Origin of the sequence: Pseudomonas sp. NFACC39-1 (assembly GCF_900110355.1) — a bacterium.
Lineage (GTDB): Bacteria > Pseudomonadota > Gammaproteobacteria > Pseudomonadales > Pseudomonadaceae > Aquipseudomonas > Aquipseudomonas tehranensis.
The window spans coordinates 214,458-235,175 of sequence record NZ_FODL01000001.1 but is presented as its reverse complement, the minus strand read 5'-3'; the positions used below and the strand labels follow the sequence as shown (position 1 = coordinate 235,175).

At 61.4% G+C, this 20,718-nt stretch carries 10 protein-coding genes; 4 read left to right on the top strand and 6 right to left on the bottom strand.

Features of this window, described 5'->3' with window-relative positions:
• Positions 1–283 precede the first annotated feature (283 nt).
• The 4 genes from BMY45_RS01095 (at position 284) to BMY45_RS01080 (ending at position 13,764) form a co-directional block, all read left to right on the top strand.
• A complete protein-coding gene (locus tag BMY45_RS01095) occupies positions 284–3,895 on the top strand; it encodes a Tc toxin subunit A (RefSeq protein WP_092393408.1) in 3,612 nt (1,203 codons plus the stop codon).
• Positions 3,892–7,974: a Tc toxin subunit A-related protein gene (locus BMY45_RS01090; protein WP_092393404.1), complete on the top strand. Its 4,083-nt coding sequence runs from the start codon at positions 3,892–3,894 to the stop codon at positions 7,972–7,974. Before BMY45_RS01095 ends, BMY45_RS01090 begins: the two co-directional genes overlap by 4 nt.
• Positions 7,967–12,730: a hypothetical protein gene (locus tag BMY45_RS01085; protein ID WP_256573614.1), complete on the top strand. Its 4,764-nt coding sequence runs from the start codon at positions 7,967–7,969 to the stop codon at positions 12,728–12,730. Before BMY45_RS01090 ends, BMY45_RS01085 begins: the two co-directional genes overlap by 8 nt.
• A 143-nt stretch (positions 12,731–12,873) precedes the next feature.
• Positions 12,874–13,764 carry a hypothetical protein gene (locus BMY45_RS01080; protein WP_143071592.1) on the top strand — a complete coding sequence of 297 codons (891 nt, stop codon included), beginning with the start codon at positions 12,874–12,876 and terminating at the stop codon, positions 13,762–13,764.
• Between the two features lie 16 nt (positions 13,765–13,780).
• Here BMY45_RS01080 and BMY45_RS01075 read toward each other — a convergent pair whose 3' ends face one another.
• The 6 genes from BMY45_RS01075 to BMY45_RS01050 all read right to left on the bottom strand — a co-directional run bounded on the left by BMY45_RS01075 (position 13,781) and on the right by BMY45_RS01050 (position 20,670).
• Positions 13,781–15,112 (bottom strand): DUF58 domain-containing protein, encoded by a 1,332-nt coding sequence (locus BMY45_RS01075; protein WP_092393398.1) that lies wholly within the window; start codon positions 15,110–15,112, stop codon positions 13,781–13,783.
• Between the two features lie 175 nt (positions 15,113–15,287).
• Positions 15,288–16,292, bottom strand: coding sequence for an AAA family ATPase (locus tag BMY45_RS01070; RefSeq protein WP_092393395.1), 1,005 nt, complete (start codon positions 16,290–16,292; stop codon positions 15,288–15,290).
• On the bottom strand, positions 16,289–17,452 hold the full coding sequence (locus BMY45_RS01065; RefSeq protein WP_092393392.1) for a DUF4350 domain-containing protein: 1,164 nt from the start codon (positions 17,450–17,452) through the stop codon (positions 16,289–16,291). Before BMY45_RS01065 ends, BMY45_RS01070 begins: the two co-directional genes overlap by 4 nt.
• Positions 17,449–18,987, bottom strand: a complete 1,539-nt coding sequence (locus BMY45_RS01060) for a DUF4129 domain-containing protein (RefSeq protein WP_092393389.1) — start codon at positions 18,985–18,987, stop codon at positions 17,449–17,451. Before BMY45_RS01060 ends, BMY45_RS01065 begins: the two co-directional genes overlap by 4 nt.
• On the bottom strand, positions 18,974–19,948 hold the full coding sequence (locus BMY45_RS01055; protein ID WP_092394873.1) for a stage II sporulation protein M: 975 nt from the start codon (positions 19,946–19,948) through the stop codon (positions 18,974–18,976). Before BMY45_RS01055 ends, BMY45_RS01060 begins: the two co-directional genes overlap by 14 nt.
• The gene (locus BMY45_RS01050; RefSeq protein ID WP_092393386.1) at positions 19,945–20,670 is read right to left on the bottom strand and encodes an RDD family protein; all 726 of its coding nucleotides are present in this window, start codon (positions 20,668–20,670) and stop codon (positions 19,945–19,947) included. Before BMY45_RS01050 ends, BMY45_RS01055 begins: the two co-directional genes overlap by 4 nt.
• Between the last annotated feature and the right edge of the window lie 48 nt (positions 20,671–20,718).

Sequence of the window (20,718 nt, the reverse complement as noted above, 5' to 3'; positions counted from 1 at the left end):
GCAATCGCTGTCCGCTGGCGGCCACTGGTGCCGGTTCAAGCAAACCCTCACCGACACGGCGGACGGTGCGACGGCGTCCGATTGGGTTGAGAGCGAACGCTTCGAAGTCCTGCCGCCCACTAGCCCGACCCAGGCGCCCAACTCCCGATAGACGGTCATGAAACCTGTCGGTTCTGACAGTAGACGGCTTCGGCCCTTAAGCGCCCAATCATGTTAACCAAACGCTCGACCTGACGGCTTCGTCGGGCCGTTGCGGGCCGACATCGAATGCGAGGACTCGTTCATGGCTGATTCGCGCCCTGCTTTACAGCTGCTGACTCAGGTGTTCAGTGAGCAACAACTCACACATTACTCGACACTGCAGACGTACCTCGAAGAGGGTGGTTCGATTTTTGCGCTGGTGGAAAAGGGCGGACAGGGATTGGTGAGGGACTTTGGCGTGAGCCCCGATGATGCCCGTCAGTTGTTGCGGCGCTTCAACAGCATGGCCATTTACCTGCGGCGTCAGTTCATCGAACACAGTCTGTACGGTTCTGCAAAAGAACGGCGGCGGGCAAGCAGTGGCTTGCTGTCGATGGTTCAAGGCCCCAGTTTTGAGCTGCTGTTCAACCCCCGGTTCGACAGTCTGTGCCCACCCCAGGCGCTGGAGTCTATCGCCTCACCCGTGGCGTATTTGATTGAGTTGATGAGGTGGATCGAGCAACGCATCGAAGCGGCGTCGAGCGACGCAGGCAAGTTGCCGTTGCATGACCGGCGCAAAGACCTGAAGCCGCTGAGCGTTGATTTCAACGCGGTGCATCAATCGGTGTCATCGGTGGACATCATCGTCCCGGTGCTGGAAAAGTTTATCGATCTGGCGCCAGAGAACCTTGAGCAAGCCATGATCGAAGCGCGCTATCCCAATGGGCTTCCTTACTACCAGCATTGGGTTACGGTGGATACGGTCGCCCGCCATCATGGTTTGTCGGTGGGCAGTTTTGCCCAGCACGTGAGCCCGTCCTTTCCTTATTTTTTCCAGACGCAGGCCTGGTACGGCGATGCGGGACCTGCCTTGGCCCATGCGTCGCGGCTGGGGCCTTATCAGCGGCGGTTGCTCACCGAACCGGCCATCACCAGCGCGAACAGTGAGGCCTTTTATTTGCAGAACTTCGGCGCCGGAGAGGGCGCGTGGGAAGACCTCGAGAAGGTGCCGTTCTTCGGTGAGCGAACCAAGCTCGACACCCAGGGGCTTGAGGCATTGCTGTCAGTACGGGGTTTTGCGCCGGCACGCTCGGCCAATGTGACCTACTCGTCGCCAACGGTGCCTGAAGAGCCGGAAAGCGGACGCTCCGGTTCGGTTTATCTGAATGCCAATGCCCACCCGGCGGTCCATATTGCCGGTAGCGGAGAGGGCGATACGTACCTTCATACACTCTCCGTGAGCCCAGGTGATGACGCCGGACTTGCGCATTACGACCGAATGAATCGCAAGTTGCGCCTGGACCAATGGCTGGCACTGCCGAGCGAGAAGGTGGATGCGTTGCTAGTGGCGGCCATCAAGGCTGAAGTGCGCGGGGGGGCACCGGCCGGTGACTGGTGGATCACCGAACAAGTCGTGCATGCGCTGGGGTTGTTTCAGTCATTGCGCGAGCGCTGTGAGTGTCCGGTGGACGACTTTGCGGTGTTCATCGACGAGTTGTCGATTTACGGTCGCGGTGAAGCGCTCTCCCAATTCGATCAGGTCTTCAATGACCAGGGCGACTACCGTGAACCCTTGAAGCTCGATAACGGAACCTTTCCGATCGTGCCGGCACCGGAGGTGCCCGACCTGACCGTCAGCCAGCTGTGCAGCGCGTTGGGCATTGACCTGCAGACCTACAACTACCTGGCCGTGGCGATTGCCAAGGCTCATGGCATCGCCGGCGACAGCCTGCCGCGTAATCTGGCGATCATGTCCAGCTTCTACCGCATGGTGAAGCTGCCCCGACTGTTGGGCATCACCCCGGTCGAAGGCGTGTTGTTGCTGACGGTGCTGGGTGGAGAACTTTGGCTCAACGGCCTGGCGGGTGTGCCCCTGATCCATTCCAGCGCCAGCGACAGCCCGGATGCGCTGAACCTCATCCATGCCATGCAATTGTGTGTGGACTGGTGCGCCGACCACGACCTGCCGGTGCTTTGGATGGTGCAGCAGGTCTCGTCGCCCTCCTTGCTGGACACCTCCCTGGACGCTGAGGGGCGGCTTTTTGAACAGCTGCTCAACCTGTTGCCCGGCGCACTGCTCACCCACTCGGCGATCCTGATGGCCGGGGTGCCAGCGATGGCGGGCGCCAGCTGGCTGGAGTTGTTGGGGATGCAGACGATCTTGGTCGAGTCTGACGGGCTGGTGACGTCACGGCCGGGCACCGAGGCTCAATACTTGGAGTTTGCCCGAGAACAGCTTAATCAAGCCGTGACCATTGGCCTGGGTGACCAATATGAGTTGGAGCGGCCCGCCATTGTCGAGAGAATGCTCGCCGTGGTGCTGGAGGCCAGGGACGCCCAGATGTCGGTGGTCAAGGAATGCCTGGCGGTTTACACCGGGGTCAGTGCGGAGCAGGCATTTGAGGTGCTGGCGTGGGCCAATTCAACGGTGAGCCGGCTGCTGCGCCAGGTGCTCGACCGTGACCTTTCGAGTCTTGACGGCAGGGTGAAGGGCCGTAACGCATTGACTGACCCATTGCTTGCGCTGTTGGCCGATGTACGCCGGCGCAGTGCGGTGGTGGCGAAACTGGAGCTGGGTGCCGTTGTGTTGCGCGAGTATCTGGATTACGGCCATAAAGCCTGGCTGGACCAGGACGACAAGCATGCATTCACCCTGCGCACGCTGTACTACCTGACCACCCTCAACCGTGCGTTTGAGCTGAGCGACCAACCGGCGCAGACGCTGCTCGACTACCTGCGCGAGGTCAATGCGCTGCCTTCTCCGATAGGGGGGCACGCGCTGCGTCTGGCCGAACAGGCGGCGTCCATCCGCCTGGCCGGTTTTTTTGACTGGAGCGTGCAAGAGGTTCGCGAGTGCGTCAGCCGCTTTGAGTCTGCGCACAAAATCCTGAAAAACCTGCCTCAACTGGATCTGTTGATGCGGGTTCGGGTGCTGGCGGCGCGCACCGGCATGGATGCCTTGACGATTTTCCTGATGGGCGGGCTGCCAGAAGAGGTCGACAAGCCGGCCTACAAAGAGGCCGCCGAGCATGCCTTGCTGAGCCTGTCCGAATCCGATCGGCCGTTGGTGACCTTCACCGGGGATCTGAAGCAGCTCGTTACTGTGACCTGCGTCCCGGACAATACCTCGGTGGCGGCTGCACCCGAAGAAAAAATCACCTTCACGGTCACCCTCAAGGACAGCGACGGCAACCCGTTGGTCGGGGTCAACGTTTACTGGAGCGCCGAGCTGGGGACCATTGAAACCAAGGCGACGAATACCGAAGGCGTGGTTTTGGCCGAGTACATACCGGGCAAGGTGTTGGGGTGGGACACGCCGCAATATTGGCTGGACCTGTTTGAACGTGAGCATGCCCCTACCGTCCAGGTCACGATCGATAAGAACAACATGGACATCCCGACACGATACCTGTCACCGGTACCCCGGGGAACGGTACCCCCCGGGCAGGAAGTCGAGCTCTACGCCACCATCAGGGACGTTCATCGAAACCTTGCGAAAAACCATCCCGTACGCTGGTTAACCACGGATATGGGCGGTGGACAAGGTACGGTGGTTTATCGACCGGACCAGTCCTACACCAATCAGGAGGGCCTGGCCCGAACATTTGCGTCCAGCCCTACCGGTGGACGATTCAGGATCACCATTGCCCCTGACGGTGGCGTGACCGCTGATTTCCCGGCCATCACCTTTGAAAGCGAGGAGCCAGCGCCATGACACTGAATACGATGAGCGACTTGCTCGAAAAGCGTCGGACCGCCCTGATCGAATACAGCCTCGGGCACGTTGGAAAAAGTGGCGCCAATCCTCCGTACAACTTCCTGCGTACCCCGGCGGATCTGTTCGAACTGCTGCGCCTGGATCCGCTGGACAGCTACCCGGTGCAGAGCTCCTGGGTCGCCGAAGCGACCAGCTGTGCCCAGCAGTTCATCCATGCCGCCTACCGCAAACTGGAGCCCGGCTATGCCGACACCGAGTTCGACAAGCGGGACCTGGCCACCTGGGAACTCTACAACAACTACCCGGATTGGTCGGCGCTGCAAATGATCGCGCTGTACCCGGAGAACTTCATCAACCCCTTCGTGCGGCAGCGCAAGACCAGCCTGTTCAAGGCCCTGGAAAACAACCTCAACCAGGCTCACTTGAACAGCGATTCGGTTCAGGTGGCGTTGCAGGAGTACCTGCAAACGTTCGAGCAGACCTGCAACCTGGACGTGCTCAGCAGCTACATGGACAGCGTCTCGCCCGCCCGGGCCGACTACTACTTTGTCGGCCGTCAGCGGGTGCCGCCTTACCAGTATTTTTGGCGCAAGGCCGAGGTCGAGCTCTCCCCCAGTTGCACAGCCATTAACCCGGCGGCCTGGAGTGAGTGGCTGCCGGTGGATACGCCGACGGGCGTGAATATCCTGGATATCCGGCCGGTGTTCTGGAGCGGACGGCTGTGCCTGGTCTGGGCTGAATGGCAGTACAAGGTAGAGGGGAGCGGTGATCAAAGCGTGCCGCACCGTCTGGACGTCAGAGTGGCGTTCATGGCCCAGAACGGTCGTTGGTCGGCACCGCTGAGCCTGCACAGTGGCGAGTATGAGGAGGACCGTTCCGAAGGCGCCCGCCTGATTGCCATCGTGTGGGCCGACCACTACCACCCCAAGGGCAAGCTGGGGGTTTTGCTGACTAACGGCAGGGCTGATAACGACCCCGAACGCCTCAAGGTGATAGCCGTGCGTGATGTGCTGTTCCGCCCTGTGACCTGGGATGATGGGCACTGGTTGGAGCAGGCTGCTTACCAGCGCTTTATCAGTGCGAATACGGTCCAGCACCCGCTGACGAATCAGCCGACCATGGTCAAGACCGTCGAGGGTGCAGGGGGCACGCTGACGCCGTACCTGGGTTTGCAGGCTGTGGTGTTTCGCGTCCTGGACGATGATGTTCTCATGGTGCAAGGTTTTTTGCGGCCCTCCGGTCAAACCGGCAGCGCTGTGTTTGATTTGACCTTGGACCACAAGGATGGCAGCGACCCGGACCCGATTACCGTCACCGAGTCGGTTGCCGGAGGCTGGAGTACCGAATGGCAAGTCTTTAGCCGAAGCAAAGGTTCATGGAACAAGCCTGTCTTTTCCTTTGGTACTAAAACCGGCGGCTATGGGCGTATAAACGTTGAACTGACCATCACCAACGTCACGAAGTTTCCTCCCGCGTCACTGCTCAAGAACAGCCTGGATGCGGCGCAGTTCCTCTCTCTCAACCAGGCCGAGCTGACCCTTAAATACGCCCGCCTGAATTCGCTGTTCGGCCCCGAGCTGGTGCAGCGCTCGAATATTTCTGTCGATGCGGTGCTGGATTGGGACACGCAGTTTCTGGCGGAGCCGCCCCCGGAATCCCAAACGATCAGCGAGCCCAACGGTGCCTTTGACGGGGCTAACGGGCTGTTTTTCTGGGAGCTGTTTTTCCACCTGCCGCACCTGGTGGCCACACGCTTGCGCATCGAAGATCGGTTCCTGGAAGCGCAGAACTGGCTGCATTACCTGTTCGATCCGCAAGCGCCGGCCGACCCAGGCGATGATCCTCAATACCCCCATCCCAAACCGGCGTATTGGCGCTGCCGTCCCTTGAGCGGTTCGGGCAACCTGGGCTGTGAAACCCAGGCGCCCACCGACCCCGACGCCATCGGCTATTCGGCGCCCAAGCACTTTCAAATCCTGGTGTTCTCCGATTACGTCAGGAACTTGATGGCCTGGGGAGACTGGTATTACCGCCAACTCACCCGTGACAGCCTGGTGGCGGCCAAGCTGTGTTACGTCCAGGCCGAATTCCTGATGGGCAAGGCACCGGCGGTGCGAACGGTCAACCGTTGGGAAACCGACACGGTGGACAGCCTGATCAACAAAAGCACGTCGCGACCGGATCTTGAGGCGTTTGAGCAACACTTCGCCTTCAGCCTCGCGGACTTTCCCGCTGCCGCCGAAGCACCGCCGTTGCTGGGGCTGTTGGCCAACGATCCCTTCAAACCGCCGATCAATGAACAGTTGCTCGCACTGTACGACTTGCCCGGCCAGCGCCTGCATAACCTGCGCAATAACCTCACCCTGGACGGCAAGCCACTGGAGGTCGCGCTGTTCAGCCCCCCCACCGATCCCAACGCGTTGCTGCGTGACCTGGCGGCCGGTGGTGCCGGTGCGCCCAGACCCATGGGCGGCCGATTGGTGGTGGGGGCGTTCCGTTGGCGTACGACGTTCGAGGTGGCATTGCGCGCCGTACAGGCACTGCAGGATCACGGCGCCCAGGTCCTGCGTTTACTCGAACAACGGGACCAGGCCGAGCAGCAGGAGCTGCAGCAAAACCATCTGGTGGAGCTGGGCGCTTATGCCCAGACCGTGCAAGAAGAGAACATCAGTCAGCTACAAGCGAGCAAGATCGCGCTGGAGCAAAGCCGGGCGGTGGCACAGGAGCGGGCAGACGCTTATGGGCGTCTCTATGAAGAAAACGTGTCGAAGGTTGAGTACGAAGTGATGGAGAGCCTGCAGCTTTCCAAAGTGCTGTCGTTGACGTCGGCCAATATCAAACCTGGAGGTGCGGTGATTGCCTCGCTGCCGACGATCTTCGGCCTGGCCAACGGTGGAAACCGTCTCGAAAAAATAGCCGACGCGGTGTGTTTCGGGTTGGATATCGCCGCGTCGGTGAAGCAAATGGACGCCGACAAACAGGCCACCACCGAGAGCTACCGTCGCCGCCGCGAAGAGTGGTTACTGCAACGTAATCAGGCGTTGGCGGAGGTGCGTGCCATCGATGCGCAAATCGTCGCCCAAGACCACGCCGTGAAAGCCACCCAAACCACCCTGGAGCAAACCCTCGTGGCCAACAGTCAGGCCGTGACGGTGTACAACTTCATCAAAAAGCGCGCGACCAATGCCGAGCTGTACGGCTGGTTGCTGGGCCAGTTCAAGGCGTTGCATTACCAGGCCTACGATGCCGTCGTCAGCCTGTGCCTCAGCGCCCAGGCGTCGCTGAGTGCCGAAACCGGTGACTATGACTCGCAGGTTCCCTTGCCCCAGGTCTGGTTGGACGAGCGCCACGGTCTGACGGCCGGCGAGCACTTGCGCGGGCATTTGATGCGTATGGAGCGCGAGTACCTGCAGCGCTATGAACGGCGGTTGGAGCTGGTCAAGACCATCTCCTTGCGCCAGTTGTTCGATGATACGAGTGACCCGCAGACGGGCATCGACAGTTGGGACAAAGCGCTGGTGCAGTTATCCAAAGGGACGCTGGAGTTCAAACTCTCTCAGTTGCTGTTTGATCGCGACCACCCGGGGCACTACTGCCGGCAAATCAGCTCGGTCGAGGTCGACCTGCCTGTGCTGATCGGGCCTTATGAACATGTACGTGCCACCTTGCTGCAGGTCAGCAGCATGACCGCGACCAAGGCAACCATTCCGTCGGTGGAGTACTTGCATGATCCGACGGGTAAAGTGGCGCCTTCCGATCTGCAGATCAACCTGCGCAGCGGTCAGCAGATCGCCTTGTCGATGGGGCTTGGCGACCACGGCATGGTGGCGATGAAACCCGATGACAGCATGCTCAACCCCTTCGAAAACACCGGGGTGGTTTCGCGCTGGCTGTTGAGCTTTCCAAGGCCGGACAAAGAACCGCAGAAAAGCATGCTGCTCTCTTTGACGGACATCATCGTGCGCATCCGTTACATGGCCAGGGCCGGCGAGCCGCCGTTCGTGCGAGCCGTCGAAGATCAAATTGCCAAAGTTGAAATCAATCCAACCGGCGAAGGAGCAGGTCGCCATGAATAAGCCGATTATCCTGGCCAATGAAAATCTGGTGCTCAATGGCGACTTCGAAGAGTCGACCGATTACTGGACAGAGGGACCGATTCAGGGTGACTTGGGTGTTATGAGGGATTGGTATGACGAGGAGGGTCAGTACCTTCGTTTTCTGACCATCGGCAATGGGGCTTCGCTCAGTCAGGCGCTGACGGCGCCCAAGGACCCCGGCGCGCAAGCTCGCTACGTCCTTACCTTCCTGTGCGAGACGAGGCATACCGAATCGGGCAGGCTGGTCATTAGCAGCGATAAACAGCCGCAAGAGCAGGAAATCCTGTTGCCGCCGGGCCCAGCCCGGGATGTGGAGCAGGATCAGGCACGGCTGAGGGACGGTCAGCCGCTGGCGTACAGACCCATTGTCTACAACGTCCCGCTGGACCTGCCGTTCAGCGCTCAAGACACCCTCACGGTGAGTATCTACAGCCCGCTAAACGCCCCCGATGATGACGTCTCGGCCGTCCGTATCACCCGCATCAACCTCCAGTTGCACCTTGAGCCGGCGGTGATGCAAACGTTCAGGCTTGACGAGCAATCACTACCGGCAACCGGGCCTCTTTACGTGTGCCTGGGGGCCTCGGGTGACTTGGCTCATCAGCTAGCGTTCGTTCCTGATCCGGGCAATGCCTGGGTCGGCACCAGCGCCGCGTTGAGCAGCGACGATAACCCTCAGGGCGCGGTGGTCGCGACCCCGGTCTGGGGCGTGGATCACCCGTTGGATTCGGCCTGGATCCTGGACTGCCCGGCAATCGGTGAGGACGGCCCTTATCTGTTCTCGATGGACCTGGTCAACCAGTTCGCCGCCGAGGCGTATCCGGTGCAGGTGTCCCTGGGGCATCACCGGTTGGCCTTTCGTGAAGTGCTCGAGGCGGCGTATTACCCGGTGCTTGAATACGCGCAAAGTGTGCGCTTGGGGGTGCAGGTCACGTCCTATTACACCGGGCAACCCTTGAGCGACCGCACCGTGAACTGGACATCCACGACCGGGCAGGTCACCGGCGTCGCCGTCACCCGCACGGACGGCTGGGCCTACTTTGATTTTCAGCCGACGCAGGCCGGCGATACCGAGATCCAGGCGTCGGTCGAGAGCCTGTATTACGCCTCTGGCGTCTTGACTCAAACCCTGACGGTGCGGGTGCTGGCGACGGATCCATGGAAGGACGTGCTGGCGGTGGTGGAGGGGGTTGAGTCGCGGTGGGAGGAAAAAACCGGTTACCCCAATCGCGGCTCGGATTATCCCCTGGACTTGAAACTGCCCGCCGCCAGTCCCTTGCAGGGGGCGGATCTGTCGTTGCATTGGAGCGGTGATCCCTATGAGCAATTGGGCGTGGTTGTCAGCCCGGCCCTGGAAGCCCCCGTGCCGGTCACCGGCGCCGAGCTGGCCTGGACCCTGACCAGCGAAGATGAATATGACGGTCGGTTCGAGCTGCAACTGGTCTGCTCGAAACTGTTGCAGCCTTCGCCGAAAAAAGCCATGTCGCTGGCGCGCAATCTGGTCCGGGTGGGCGAAGTACGAGAGGCCAACAAGTTTCCCGTGGTGGACGAAAACGAAAGCGTACTGTTGCGGGTGCAGGTGCTGCACTTCGTGGTCAGCGGTGACGGTGATCCGGTCATCAATGCTCAGGTCGAATGGAAAACCGGGGACGTGACGCTATCCACCGTGACCACGGGCATTGGCGGTTGGGCCAGTGTGTTGTACACGCCGCAGAGCGCGGGGGACAAGGTGATCATCGCCAGCATCAAGGCCCATGGCGAGGCCGTGGCGGTGGAGCACCCCTTTGATGTGACGGCGATTGCCACCAGCCCCTGGAAAAACGAGGTCAGTATTCTGCTCGATGATGAGGTGGTCGAGCGCAATGCGCTCGGTGTGCTCTGTCGGCGCGGGCAGACCCACACACTCAAAGTGGTGCCCGAACCCGGCAGCACCTGGATCGGTAAAAACATCAGTTTGCATTGGCGCGGGGCCGCGCCGGATATCGGGTTGGTGCCCAGTGACCTTGGAGCGGCGAAGCCGTTGGTAGCGGCAGGCGCGCAATGGACCCTTGCCTCACAGGTCAATAGCAGCACCAGCAGTCTGTTTGAGCTGGAGTTGCGCCTTGAGAGTGTGTCGCTCGTTCGTGAGCTGACGGGGCGATTGGTCTCCGAGAATCTGACGGAAGAAGTCAGCCTGAGGCTCGACCAGATAACCGCCGCACTGGACGCACAGGCGCTTTATCCGTGCCTGGGGGCGGTTCATCGCTTCAGCGTTTTGCCCAATGCACTGAGCCCGCTGGTGGGATTGGAATCAACGCTGGCATGGTCAGGGACATCCGCCGAGGAGCTGGGGGCAACGGTTCGCCCGGCGTTGAATCTGGCGCAACCGATCAACGACGGCGGCGCAATCTGGACGCTGGACTTTACCGCCAGTCAGCAACCCGGCGAGTTTGCCCTGGCGTGGGCAGTGCCTGCGCTGGACTTCGTCGCCACGGCCAAACCGATGACGCTGGCGCATAACAAGGTCAGGATCCACGCCTGGCGCGATGCGCCGGTCGACCCGGTGCCAGGCCAGGAACCTGCGTGGTTGTGGGTCCAGGTGGTTTCCCACTTCACCGGGCTTGCCGTCGATCAGGTTCCGGTGAGCTGGACAGCGGGCCGCACAAGCACGCAGCCCACTAACGCTGAAGGCTGGTCCGGTTTTGCCGTGGCGCCGGCCAGCGCCGGCACCCAGGCGGTGAGGGCCTCGGTCAGCAGTCGCTACGACGGCTACGAGGAGGAACGCCCCTTTGAAGTCACGGCGTTGGCCAGTGACCCCTGGGCGGGGCTGACGGTCCGGTTTGACGGCGCAGCGGCGCAACCCTGGGGCGAAAAAACCTACTTCCCGCGGCGCAAGGGCGAGCACCTGTTTGAGTTGATGGCCCCCGAGAACAGTCCCTTGTTTGAGCGTGAGCTGACCCTCGGCATGACCGGAACCGGGCCCACCGAACTGGGCATCAGCTTTTTACCTGACCCCTTGGGAATGCCTCGCGAGTTTCCCCGCGAGGGCCTGCGCTTCACGCTCAAGGCCGGCGACCTGAAGGACGGCAGCTTTGCCTTGCGCCTGGCGTCCCAGCGTCTGGCCAGCCTGTCCCCGGCGAACGCGATGTCGTTGGGCGAAGGTGAGCAAGTGCTGGAGATCCGCTGGGACAGCGCTGTTCACCAGACACTGGACTGGGAGCAGGAACTGGTCGAACAGGTCAGCGTGGTCTCCTCCATCAGTGGCAAGCCGATTGCCGGGGTGACCGTGACCTGGCGCGGTGATGACCTGGGGGAAGTGACCACCGTGACCGATTATTACGGCGTGGCGCGCGTGCGTTATGTGCCCACCACGCCCGGCGCCGCGCAGTTGACCGCGACGGTGGGAGAAGGGCAGTACGCGGCATCGGTGGCGCTGTCGTACTTCTTGCACGAGCCCCGGGAAATCCAGTCGCTCACCAGCGACAAAACCAATGGTCATATCGGCGAGCTGGTTTCAGCGGTGGTGACCGTGGTGTCGGCCATGACCGGCGAGCCTTTGGAAGACGTCGAAGTGCGGTGGGAGTACCCCCACATCACGATTGCTCCGACCAGAACCAATGCCGAGGGACAAGCCCCGGTGCAGTTCAGGTTGTCGGGTGTCAGGAAGGGGGTTCTGCGAGCCATCGTCAAAGGGGGTTATGCCGGATGGGAGGTGGCAGGTCTTGCCTTTGAACTGCTGCCCAATGACATGACCTGGCTTCAGGAATTCAAACCCAACCTCAATGGCCAATCCGTAAGGTGGCCTGACGTTGAACTGAGTCTGGTAGCCGGAGAGGTTTGCACACTGACGCTCGATTATGAATACAGCTGGTTGATTGGCGATCCGGATGCGCAAGTCCTTCTGGAATACAAGCCGGGCGAAGAGGCGCAGGGGGTGGTGTTCGATCCGCCGTTGGGGCAACGGGTGGCAATGGAGGCGGGGAGTACTTCGTTGAGTTGGTCTATTTCCACCCAGGAGACGCAGATCGACTCGTTTGTATTGCAGTTTGATATGCCGTTGATGAGTGGGATGCCGAAGTCACCACCTTTGCCGGGAGGGTCGGTCAGACCTGATTACGAGGTGGTAGAGCTGAGTGTTCCTCAAGTCGGTATTCTTTTTAACGAATCCACGAGGGCGCAGGTGTTAGTACGTCACCGCATCGACAAAACCCCTCAGGCCGGCGTAGAGGTGACGTGGGATTTCACGGGGCACCCAACGGTTATTACCCAGACGGGCGCTACAGGTGTGGCCTATTGTGATATTCAGGGCGAGCGCCACACAGAAACCGGTATTGCCAGGCTGACGGCCTCTGTTTGGAGTCGACCGGGTGAGGCTGGGAGCACGTTTGCCGATGTGTGGTTATTTGATGTAAGCAATGCCGTACTTCGGGGAACTGAAGTGAAGATCGATGGTTTGCCTTATGTGTGGGCCATCACGCTGCCTTACAATTTTATTAAGCGCGAAGCGACCATCAGCGTGAAGTTTCGCGAGGAAGATCTAGGGCGTGATTGTGCGATCGCCTGTACGCACCCAGACGTGGTATTCACGCCGCCGGCCAACGAGTTGCGACCAGTTACATCCCAGCTCGAATGGAATATCACGGTCGATCTACCGGTGAATACCCTATTTGCTTTCTCCGTGTATTGCCCAGGTGTCACGGGCTCTGCCGGCGGTCATTTTCGCTTTGTACCGGGTTCAGTTGAAGACGAGCGTTAACGCTTTCCTGCGTTATCCCTGTTTTACAGGGCGATGCGGGCTGGGAGGTGGCCCCTATGAAAGTTGCATCCGTACCCACTGATATGACCTGGTTTCAGGAGTTCAGACCTTACGTGAATGACCGACCCGTAAGGTGGCCAGACGTGGAACTGAATCTGGTACCCGGAGAGGCTTGCACGCTGACGCTCGATTATGAATACAGCTGGTTGATTGGTAATCCGGACGCCCGGATTCTTCTGGAATACAAACCGGGCGAAGAGGCGCAGGGTTTGGTGTTCGATCCGCCGTTGGGGCAGTTGGTGGCGATGGAAGCGGGGAGTACCGCCTTGAGCTGGTCTATTTCTCCAGGCGAGGGGCAAGGCGGCACTTTTGTATTGCAGTTTGGAATGCCATTAATAGAGGAAATGCCAAAGTCGCCGCCACTACCGGGGAGGGTAGTGGATGTCGCGCAAGCGCTGCACGTTAAATTCGATGAGTTTGCGCTCACTTTTGGAGAGGGGGCCGCGTACCCTTGCCATGGTGCAAGCCACACGTTTACCGTTTGGTGTGAACCTTCCAGCCCGCTTCTGAATAAGCAGGTAAAGCTGGTGTGGGAGGGGGAATCAGCGGTGAGTCTTGGTGTGGTGGTCACCCCTGCATTAGAGAGTGCCCAGTTATTGACTCCAGAGGGCGCCCGTTGGGAATTGAATTGCCGCGACACTACCCGGGATGGAGATTTTTCCTTGCGCATGGACGTTGTGGAGTCGGGCGTAACGACTGGGTTACTCGCCATGTCGTTGGGGCATAACCTGGTGAGGGCTGAGCGTTGGACGACGGGACCATTCCCGTCTTTTGATCCGTTACTTGATTATTATCTAAAGCACATTCGTGCCATCTCCAAGTTTTTGAATGAGCCCGCACCGGGTGTTCGAACACTGCTTAACGGAACCCCCTACAATCGCACCAATGCTCAGGGTGAGGTCAGTGCGACGCAATTAGAGGGTGAGAGCATGTCCCTGTCGATCGTCAATCGGTATGACGCAAGTCATGCCTGATATCCGCGTTGACGGCCTACAGATTCCCCGCCTTCTTCCATCCCAGATACAACGTCACCAGCTCGGCCCCCAACTCCCCGGGCCGGGCTTGCAGCACCGACACACCATGGGCATTCAAGCGCTCATGCAGTTCGGCCCGGGCGTTCAAATAATCCACTGTTCCACAATAGGTCAGGGCTTCGGGCAGGGTTTGTACCGGTGTCTGGCGTAAGCGGTCGAGGGCCTCTTCCCGCAGGCTCGCCACCAGCACCCGATGCTGCTGGCCCAGGCGTTTGACGGCGGCCAGCAGCTCTTCATCGTCTTCATCGCGAAGGTTGGTCACCAGCACCACCAGGGCCCGGCGGTTTTGCCGGGTCAGCAGTTGGTTGACGGCGGTTTGGTAGTCGGCGGGGCGTTGGCTGCTGTCGAGGTCGTAGACGGTGTTGAGCAGCACGTTGAGCTGGCCGCTGCCTTTGACCGGGGCGAGGTAGCGCGGCTGTTCGCTGGCGAAGGTGCTCAGGCCCACGGCGTCGCCCTGGCGCAGCGCGGTGTAGCTGAGCAGCAGGCAGGCGTTGAGGGCATGATCGAAGTGCGCCAGCTCGCCGTCCTGGCTGCGCATGCGCCGGCCGCAGTCGAGCATGAAGATGATCTGCTGGTCGCGCTCGTCCTCGTACTCCCGGGCAATCGGAGTGCGATGGCGAGCGGTGGCCTTCCAATCGATCTGGCGCAGGCTGTCGCCTTCGCGAAATTCGCGCAGTTGATGAAACTCCTGTCCCTGGCCCCGGCGTTGGCGCTGGCGGATACCCAAATGACTGAGCCAGTTGTCCACCGCCAATAGCTGACCGTCGTAAAGCCGGGCGAAATCCGGGTAGACACGGGTGTCGTCGCGCGCGTCCAGCAGGCGTTTGCCGTCCCACAGGCCCAATGGGCTGGGCAGGCTGACTTCGCAGTGTTCAAAGCGGAAGTGACCTCGTTTGAGAGTGCGCAGACGGTAGCCAATTTGGCTGTGTTGATCTGGTTGCAGCTCGACCGACAAGGGGAGGTTTTCGAAGTCCAGGCCGGCGGGGACGTGATCGAAGACTTGAATATTCAGCGGCTGCGTAAAGTCATGGCTGATCTGTAGCCGCACTTCGCTCCAGCGACCCAGTGCCAGGCTGCCGGGCATCTGCCTTTGCACCCGGGGCGAGGGCATGTGCTTGAGGCGCATGGCGTCGAGTATCGCCAAGGCGAGCAAGGCCAGCAGCAGTCCCCAGTGGATTGACAGCAACATCGATGGAACCGCAACGCCCAGCGCCCGCAATGCGCCCAGGATGATGCCGAGGGCTAGCAGAATGGCGAGCCAGGTCAGGAGCAGGCGCGAGGGTTTCATGGGGGCGTTCCCATTGGAGAAATGCAGAGCGCGCTTTTGTGGCGAGGGGATTTATCCCCGCTGGGCTGCGAAGCAGCCCCCTGTTTTTGTCTGACACACCGCAAGGGGCCGCTGCGCGCCCCAGCGGGGATAAATCCCCTCGCCACAATGAGTTTCTCCATCATGAAATGTGTATTCACAACCGCGGCGCCGGCACTTGATCGAGCAGTTGGCCCAGCACCTGATCCACCGACAACCCTTCGATGTCCAGCTCCGGCGCTAGCCGCACCCGGTGGCGCAGGACGGCCAGGGCGCAGCCCTTGATGTCGTCCGGCACCACGAACTCGCCGCCGCGCAACAACGCCCGGGCCCGGGCGCAACGTACCAGGGCAATCGAGGCACGCGGTCCGGCGCCCAGGGTCAGGCCCGGCCAGCTGCGGGTGGTGCGGGCCAGGCGCACGGCGTAGTCGAGCACCTGATCATCCATCGGCAGGTCACTGGCGATGCGTTGCAGCGCTTGCACGTCCTTGGCCTGCAACACTGTGCGCAACGGCTGTACATCGAGCATGTCGGCCCGGGTCGAACGGCTGACCTGACGGACCATGTTCACTTCCTGGTCGGCGTCGGGGTAATCCATGCGCACCTTGAGCATGAAACGGTCGAGCTCGGCTTCCGGCAGCGGGTAGGTGCCTTCCTGTTCGATCGGGTTCTGGGTGGCGAGCACCATGAACGGTTGGGCGATGGGCAGGGCACGGCCTTCGAGGGTGACCTGGCGTTCCTGCATGGCTTCGAGCAGCGCGGCCTGGGTCTTGGCCGGGGCGCGGTTGATTTCGTCGGCCAGCAGCAGGTTGGTGAACACCGGTCCCTTGCGCAGCTTGAATTGCTCGGTTTGCAAGTCATATACCGCATGCCCGGTGACGTCGCTGGGCATCAGGTCGGGGGTGAACTGGATGCGCGCGAACTCGCCGCCGAAACAGCGGGCCAGGGCGCGCACCAGCAGCGTCTTGCCCAATCCCGGAACCCCTTCGAGCAAGACATGGCCGCCGGCGATCAGGGCCGTGAGCACATCGTCGATCACCGCGGCCTGGCCGACCACCGCCTTGTGCAGCTCGGTGCGAATGGCCTGGGCCAGTTGACTGGCGCGTTGGCGCTGTTGGGCGGCGTGGGTCTGGCCGCCGGCAGGTTCGTTCTCTTCAGTCATAAGGCATTCCTGAGGGTTTGCAGATGGGCGACCTGGCGGCAGAACTCAGCGCTGGACAGGCGCTGTTGCGGCCGGGGGCTTAAGGCCTGGCTGATGGCCCGCGTAGGTTGGCGGGTCAGGCGGGCGAGCACTTGCCATTGTTCGGCCACGGCCAGTTGTTCGAAACCGGGATGCAGATGGCGTGCCCGGCGCAGCAGGTCCTGTTGCAAGCTGTGCAGCAGATGCTGCCGGCCATTGTGCCGCAGATGAAAACCGGCGCTGGCCTGCACGTGCTCCTCCAACTGCCGCCGCGCCTTGGAGGCCGGTTGTTGCAGCGGGCCCTGACGCACCGCCGAACGCCAGAGCCAGAGGGCGATCAACGCCAGCAGCGCCACCAAGGCCTGGGGGAAATAACGCAGCAACAGGGCCAGCAAGTTGTCGTGGTCGATGTCGTACAGCAGCGTGACGTTCGTGTCGGCGCTCAAATACCAGAGCAGCCAGGCGTTGTCGTATTGGTCGATATGATCGTTCTTCCACAGCTCGGCGTCGGTGAGCACCGTGATCGAGCCCAGGCCGTGGTTGAGCTGCATCATATGGGTCGCCAATGCGCTGTTGGCCCACGCCTGGGCGAGGTTCTGCGGGTCTTCGAGGTGGAAGTCGGTGTCGAAGCCGACATACGCAGGCGCTTCTTCGTCCTCCAGGTACAGCTTGGTCAACTTGGGGTAGCGATCCTTGATGAGCTCGGGCTCCGGCGCCTTGAGGTCCTTGCTCAGGAATTGACGCAGGCGCACACGGTCCAGCAATAAGTCGCCGCTGCTGGCGGTACTGTTATCCCACAAGGCTTCGGCGACAAACAGCAAGCGTCCACCGGCCTGGGCCCAGTTCATCAATTGATCGACTTCCCGTGGGGTCATGTGGGTGCGTTCACCCAGCAACAGCAGGCTGCGCTGATGAGGCTCAAGGTTGGGCAGGACGTCCAGATTATTGGCGTGCTCGACGTTTATGCCCTGCTGGCGCAGGAAATGTTCGGCGGCCAGGTAGGGGTTGGCCTGGGCCTCGGGAGAGGGGCCGTGATCGATGGTTTCCTCATAGGGCACCGCCTTCAAGAACAGGTAAATGCCCAAGACGAACAACAGCGCGGCCACCCCGACGCCGACCAACAACCCTGCGCGGCGATTCATCGAGCCCCCTGCGGCCCGAACAGCCCGCGCCAGTCGTCGCACAGCTGCTGTTGCAGGTGTGTCGGCGGCGGGCGATGGCCGTACGCAATGTTTTGCCAGTGCAGGGTCAGGTGTTGGCTGAACGTCAGCAGGCGTTCATGCTGAAGCTGTTCGATGCGTTGCAGCACCTGGCCTTCGGTGTCGGCCGGTTTCAAGGGGATCGCAAAGTCATGATGCAACCGGCTGAGCAGAGCCCGATACAGCAGGCCCAAGGCCTGGCGCGGGTCAGCGGCCCATAGCTGTTCCACGCTGGCGGCCACGTCGTCGGGCAGGCTCTCTTCGCGAATATCCAGGCCGAACATTTGCGCCGGCACCGCTCGTTGCGCGGACGGGCGTTTCGGCGGCCGCAGATTCACCAAGGCCCTGAGCCTTTCCCGGTAGCGCCAGGCCAGCCAGGCAATCGCCGCCACCAGACACGCCCACAGTACGACCTGGATCAGTGCGGCGGCGATGTCGAAGCGTTGGCCGCTGATCCATTTGAACCATGCCTTGAGCCAGCCCGGCGCTTCGTCGGGCCCGGGCGATTCGGCGGTTTCTTCACCCAGGCGATAGCGGGTGAGCGTTTCCGGGTTCTTGAACGGCGGAGCCTGGAGGATCGCCTTGATGCTGTCCCTGGAGGCTTCGCTGGTCAGGGGTTGGTTGAGCAGCCGCGGGCTGTCGGGGGCGGTGCTGTCTTCGGCGGCCCAGGTCGGCGGTGCCAGCGGCACCAGCAGCAGTGCCAGCAGCATCAGCGCGGGGGCTGTGCTGCTCAGGCGTTGGCGCAGGCGTCGGAACACCAGTTCAATGTCCCAGGCTTCGAGTATCGTGCGCCGGTTCAGGTAGAGGCTGAAACCGCAGGCGACATACACCGGCTCCCAGACGATCAGCAGCAGGGGATACAACAGGTTGATCAGGTGTTCGAGCCACAACCAGTCGTGCTCGGCGACGGCGATCAGCGTCTGCCAGTTCCATTGCAGTTCGACCTGTTGCGGCACGAGCAGGTAGAACAGGGCCATGAGACCGAACCACAAGGCGATTTCCAGATGCACGCCGATCACGGTCAGCCACTGCGCCGCGCCACCGTTTCGTTGCAGCAGCACCCGCAAGCGCTGTTCACGCGCCTCGCCGTCGAGTCCTTCGAGTTGCACCACGGGCATCAGGAAGCTGCGACTCAGGCTCAGCCGGCGCCAGGTCAGGCTTGCCAGCAACTGGGGTTTGAGCAGCGTCGGCCACTGACGCAAGGCCTGTTTCAGCGTCGGTGTTTCGCCGAACAGCGCCTTGGACACAATGTACAGGGGCAAACGGTCAAAGGCCGGTTTCAACCACCAGAACAGGAACATCGCCAGAGAGGGCGAATCCCACAGCAGCAGCGACAACAGCGCAAACACCGGCAGCGTGATGACGGCCCAGCTGGTCATCAGCAAACGTCGATGCTGCTGGCTCATCAGCACGCCCAGGTCCATGGCTTCCCAGGTGGTGCGCGGGCGGATGACCACGGTGGCATCACTCAGACGCATGGCGGGCCCGTCCGGCAAACACCAGATAACTGATCACCAAAAGCCACAACAAGGCGCCGACCGTGTATTTGGTGGCGGCTGTCACGGCGCTGGAGGACCAGTACGCTTCGATGAACGCGGCAATCAGCAGCAACAGCATCACGCCGCCGACCATCAGCACGCTTTTGCCGGCGGCGATGCGCAAGGCCTCGCCTCGGCTGAGACGCCCCGGCGCGATCAACGCCCAGCCCAGTTGCAGGCCGGCGGCACCGGCCAACGTGATGGCGGTGAGCTCGAAGGCGCCGTGGCCGATGACGAACGACCAGAACGTCCCACCCGAACCGATCTGGGTCAGGTGCCCGGCCACCGCGCCAATGGTCAGGCCGTTGAAAAACAGGAAGAACGCGCTGCCCAGGCCGAACATCAAACCACTGGCAAACGTCTGAAAGGCGATGCCGATGTTGTGCATGATGTAGTAGCCGAACATGACCCAATCCTCGCTGGCGGCCCGCTCGATCGAGCGCCCCAGGTGCCCACTGGCCGGGTCGTACATGTCACGTATCTGGCTGACTTCCTCGACGCTCAACAGGCTGTAGACCAGCTCGGGAAACAGATAGACCAGCAGCCCGATGCCGATCAGGCTAGCCATGAACATCGCTCCGGCGGCCAGTACGAAACGCCATTGTTCCCGCACGAGGCGGGGGAAACCGGCCAGGATGAAAGTCGAAAGGCTGGTCGAGGGCCGGCTGCGATCCCGATAGAGTTGCTGGTGACCGCGCAGCGCCAACTGCTGCAGTGTGTCGACCAGCAGGCTGCTGTAACCCCGTGCCTGGGCCAGCGCCAGATGCTGACAAAGCCTGCGGTAGGCAGGAGGAAAGTCACTGCTTTGGGGCACGTTACGACTGCGCTCCAGTTGATCGAGTTGTCGGGACAGGCGGTCCCATTCCCCTTGGTGGCGGCTTTCGAACAGGCTTTGTTTCATGTCGGCCCCAGCAGGCCACGGGCGATGCCATTGAGTTCGGCCACGGCTTTGGGGGCCTGGACGTTCAGTGGCGCGGCCAGGATGCTCGCCAGTTCGTTGACCCGTGCTTCAGACAGTTCAGCCTGGCGTTCAGCGAAACCCAGCACGGCGCGTTGTTCGTTCAGGCTCAGGGTAAAGGGCGGTCGTATCGACTGCGCCAGGGGTAGCGCGGGACGTTTGACCGGTTGCTCGCGATACACCACCAGGGTGCCGGCGGCCAGGTCTCCCAGGCGTTTGAAGGCAGGATGTTGCAGGCAACTGATTGCCCCGAAGGTGTAGCCGAAGGGCAGCATGTCGACAAAACGCAGCAGGTTGCGGATCAGTGAAGCGGACCAGCCGATAGGCCTGCCGTCGTCCTGCACCACTCGCAACCCCATGATCTGCTTGCCGGGGGAGCGCCCTTGGTTCAGCACCTCGAACAGCACCATGTACCACCAACTGACAACGAACAGCAGGATGGAGCCCAGACCAATGCCCAGCTCACCAAAAAACGCCAGGATGATGAACAGCAACCCCAGGACCAGCCCGCGTATGCCCAGGTCGATGGCAAAGGCCAGCGCACGAGGCATCAACCCCGCCGGGCGCAGCGGCAGGTCGATGCCTTCGGGCGTTTCAACCTGATACCGCGTATCGAGTGGCGGGGGCAGCGTCGCGTTCCTTTGCAGTGCTGGTCTCTCGAGCATGGGCAACCTGAGTGATGGGCCGGTTCGAACGTTGAATGTCGGCTCAGA

Excerpts from the sequence above, each read along its gene's own strand:
- BMY45_RS01095 (WP_092393408.1), top strand. The coding sequence starts at position 284 with ATGGCTGATTCGCGCCCTGCTTTACAGCTGCTGACTCAGGTGTTCAGT.
- BMY45_RS01085 (WP_256573614.1), top strand. The coding sequence starts at position 7,967 with ATGAATAAGCCGATTATCCTGGCCAATGAAAATCTGGTGCTCAATGGC.
- BMY45_RS01055 (WP_092394873.1), bottom strand. The coding sequence starts at position 19,948 with ATGAAACAAAGCCTGTTCGAAAGCCGCCACCAAGGGGAATGGGACCGC.
- BMY45_RS01070 (WP_092393395.1), bottom strand. The coding sequence starts at position 16,292 with ATGACTGAAGAGAACGAACCTGCCGGCGGCCAGACCCACGCCGCCCAA.
- BMY45_RS01075 (WP_092393398.1), bottom strand. The coding sequence starts at position 15,112 with ATGAAACCCTCGCGCCTGCTCCTGACCTGGCTCGCCATTCTGCTAGCC.
- BMY45_RS01060 (WP_092393389.1), bottom strand. The coding sequence starts at position 18,987 with ATGCGTCTGAGTGATGCCACCGTGGTCATCCGCCCGCGCACCACCTGG.
- BMY45_RS01065 (WP_092393392.1), bottom strand. The coding sequence starts at position 17,452 with ATGAATCGCCGCGCAGGGTTGTTGGTCGGCGTCGGGGTGGCCGCGCTG.
- BMY45_RS01050 (WP_092393386.1), bottom strand. The coding sequence starts at position 20,670 with ATGCTCGAGAGACCAGCACTGCAAAGGAACGCGACGCTGCCCCCGCCA.
- BMY45_RS01090 (WP_092393404.1), top strand. The coding sequence starts at position 3,892 with ATGACACTGAATACGATGAGCGACTTGCTCGAAAAGCGTCGGACCGCC.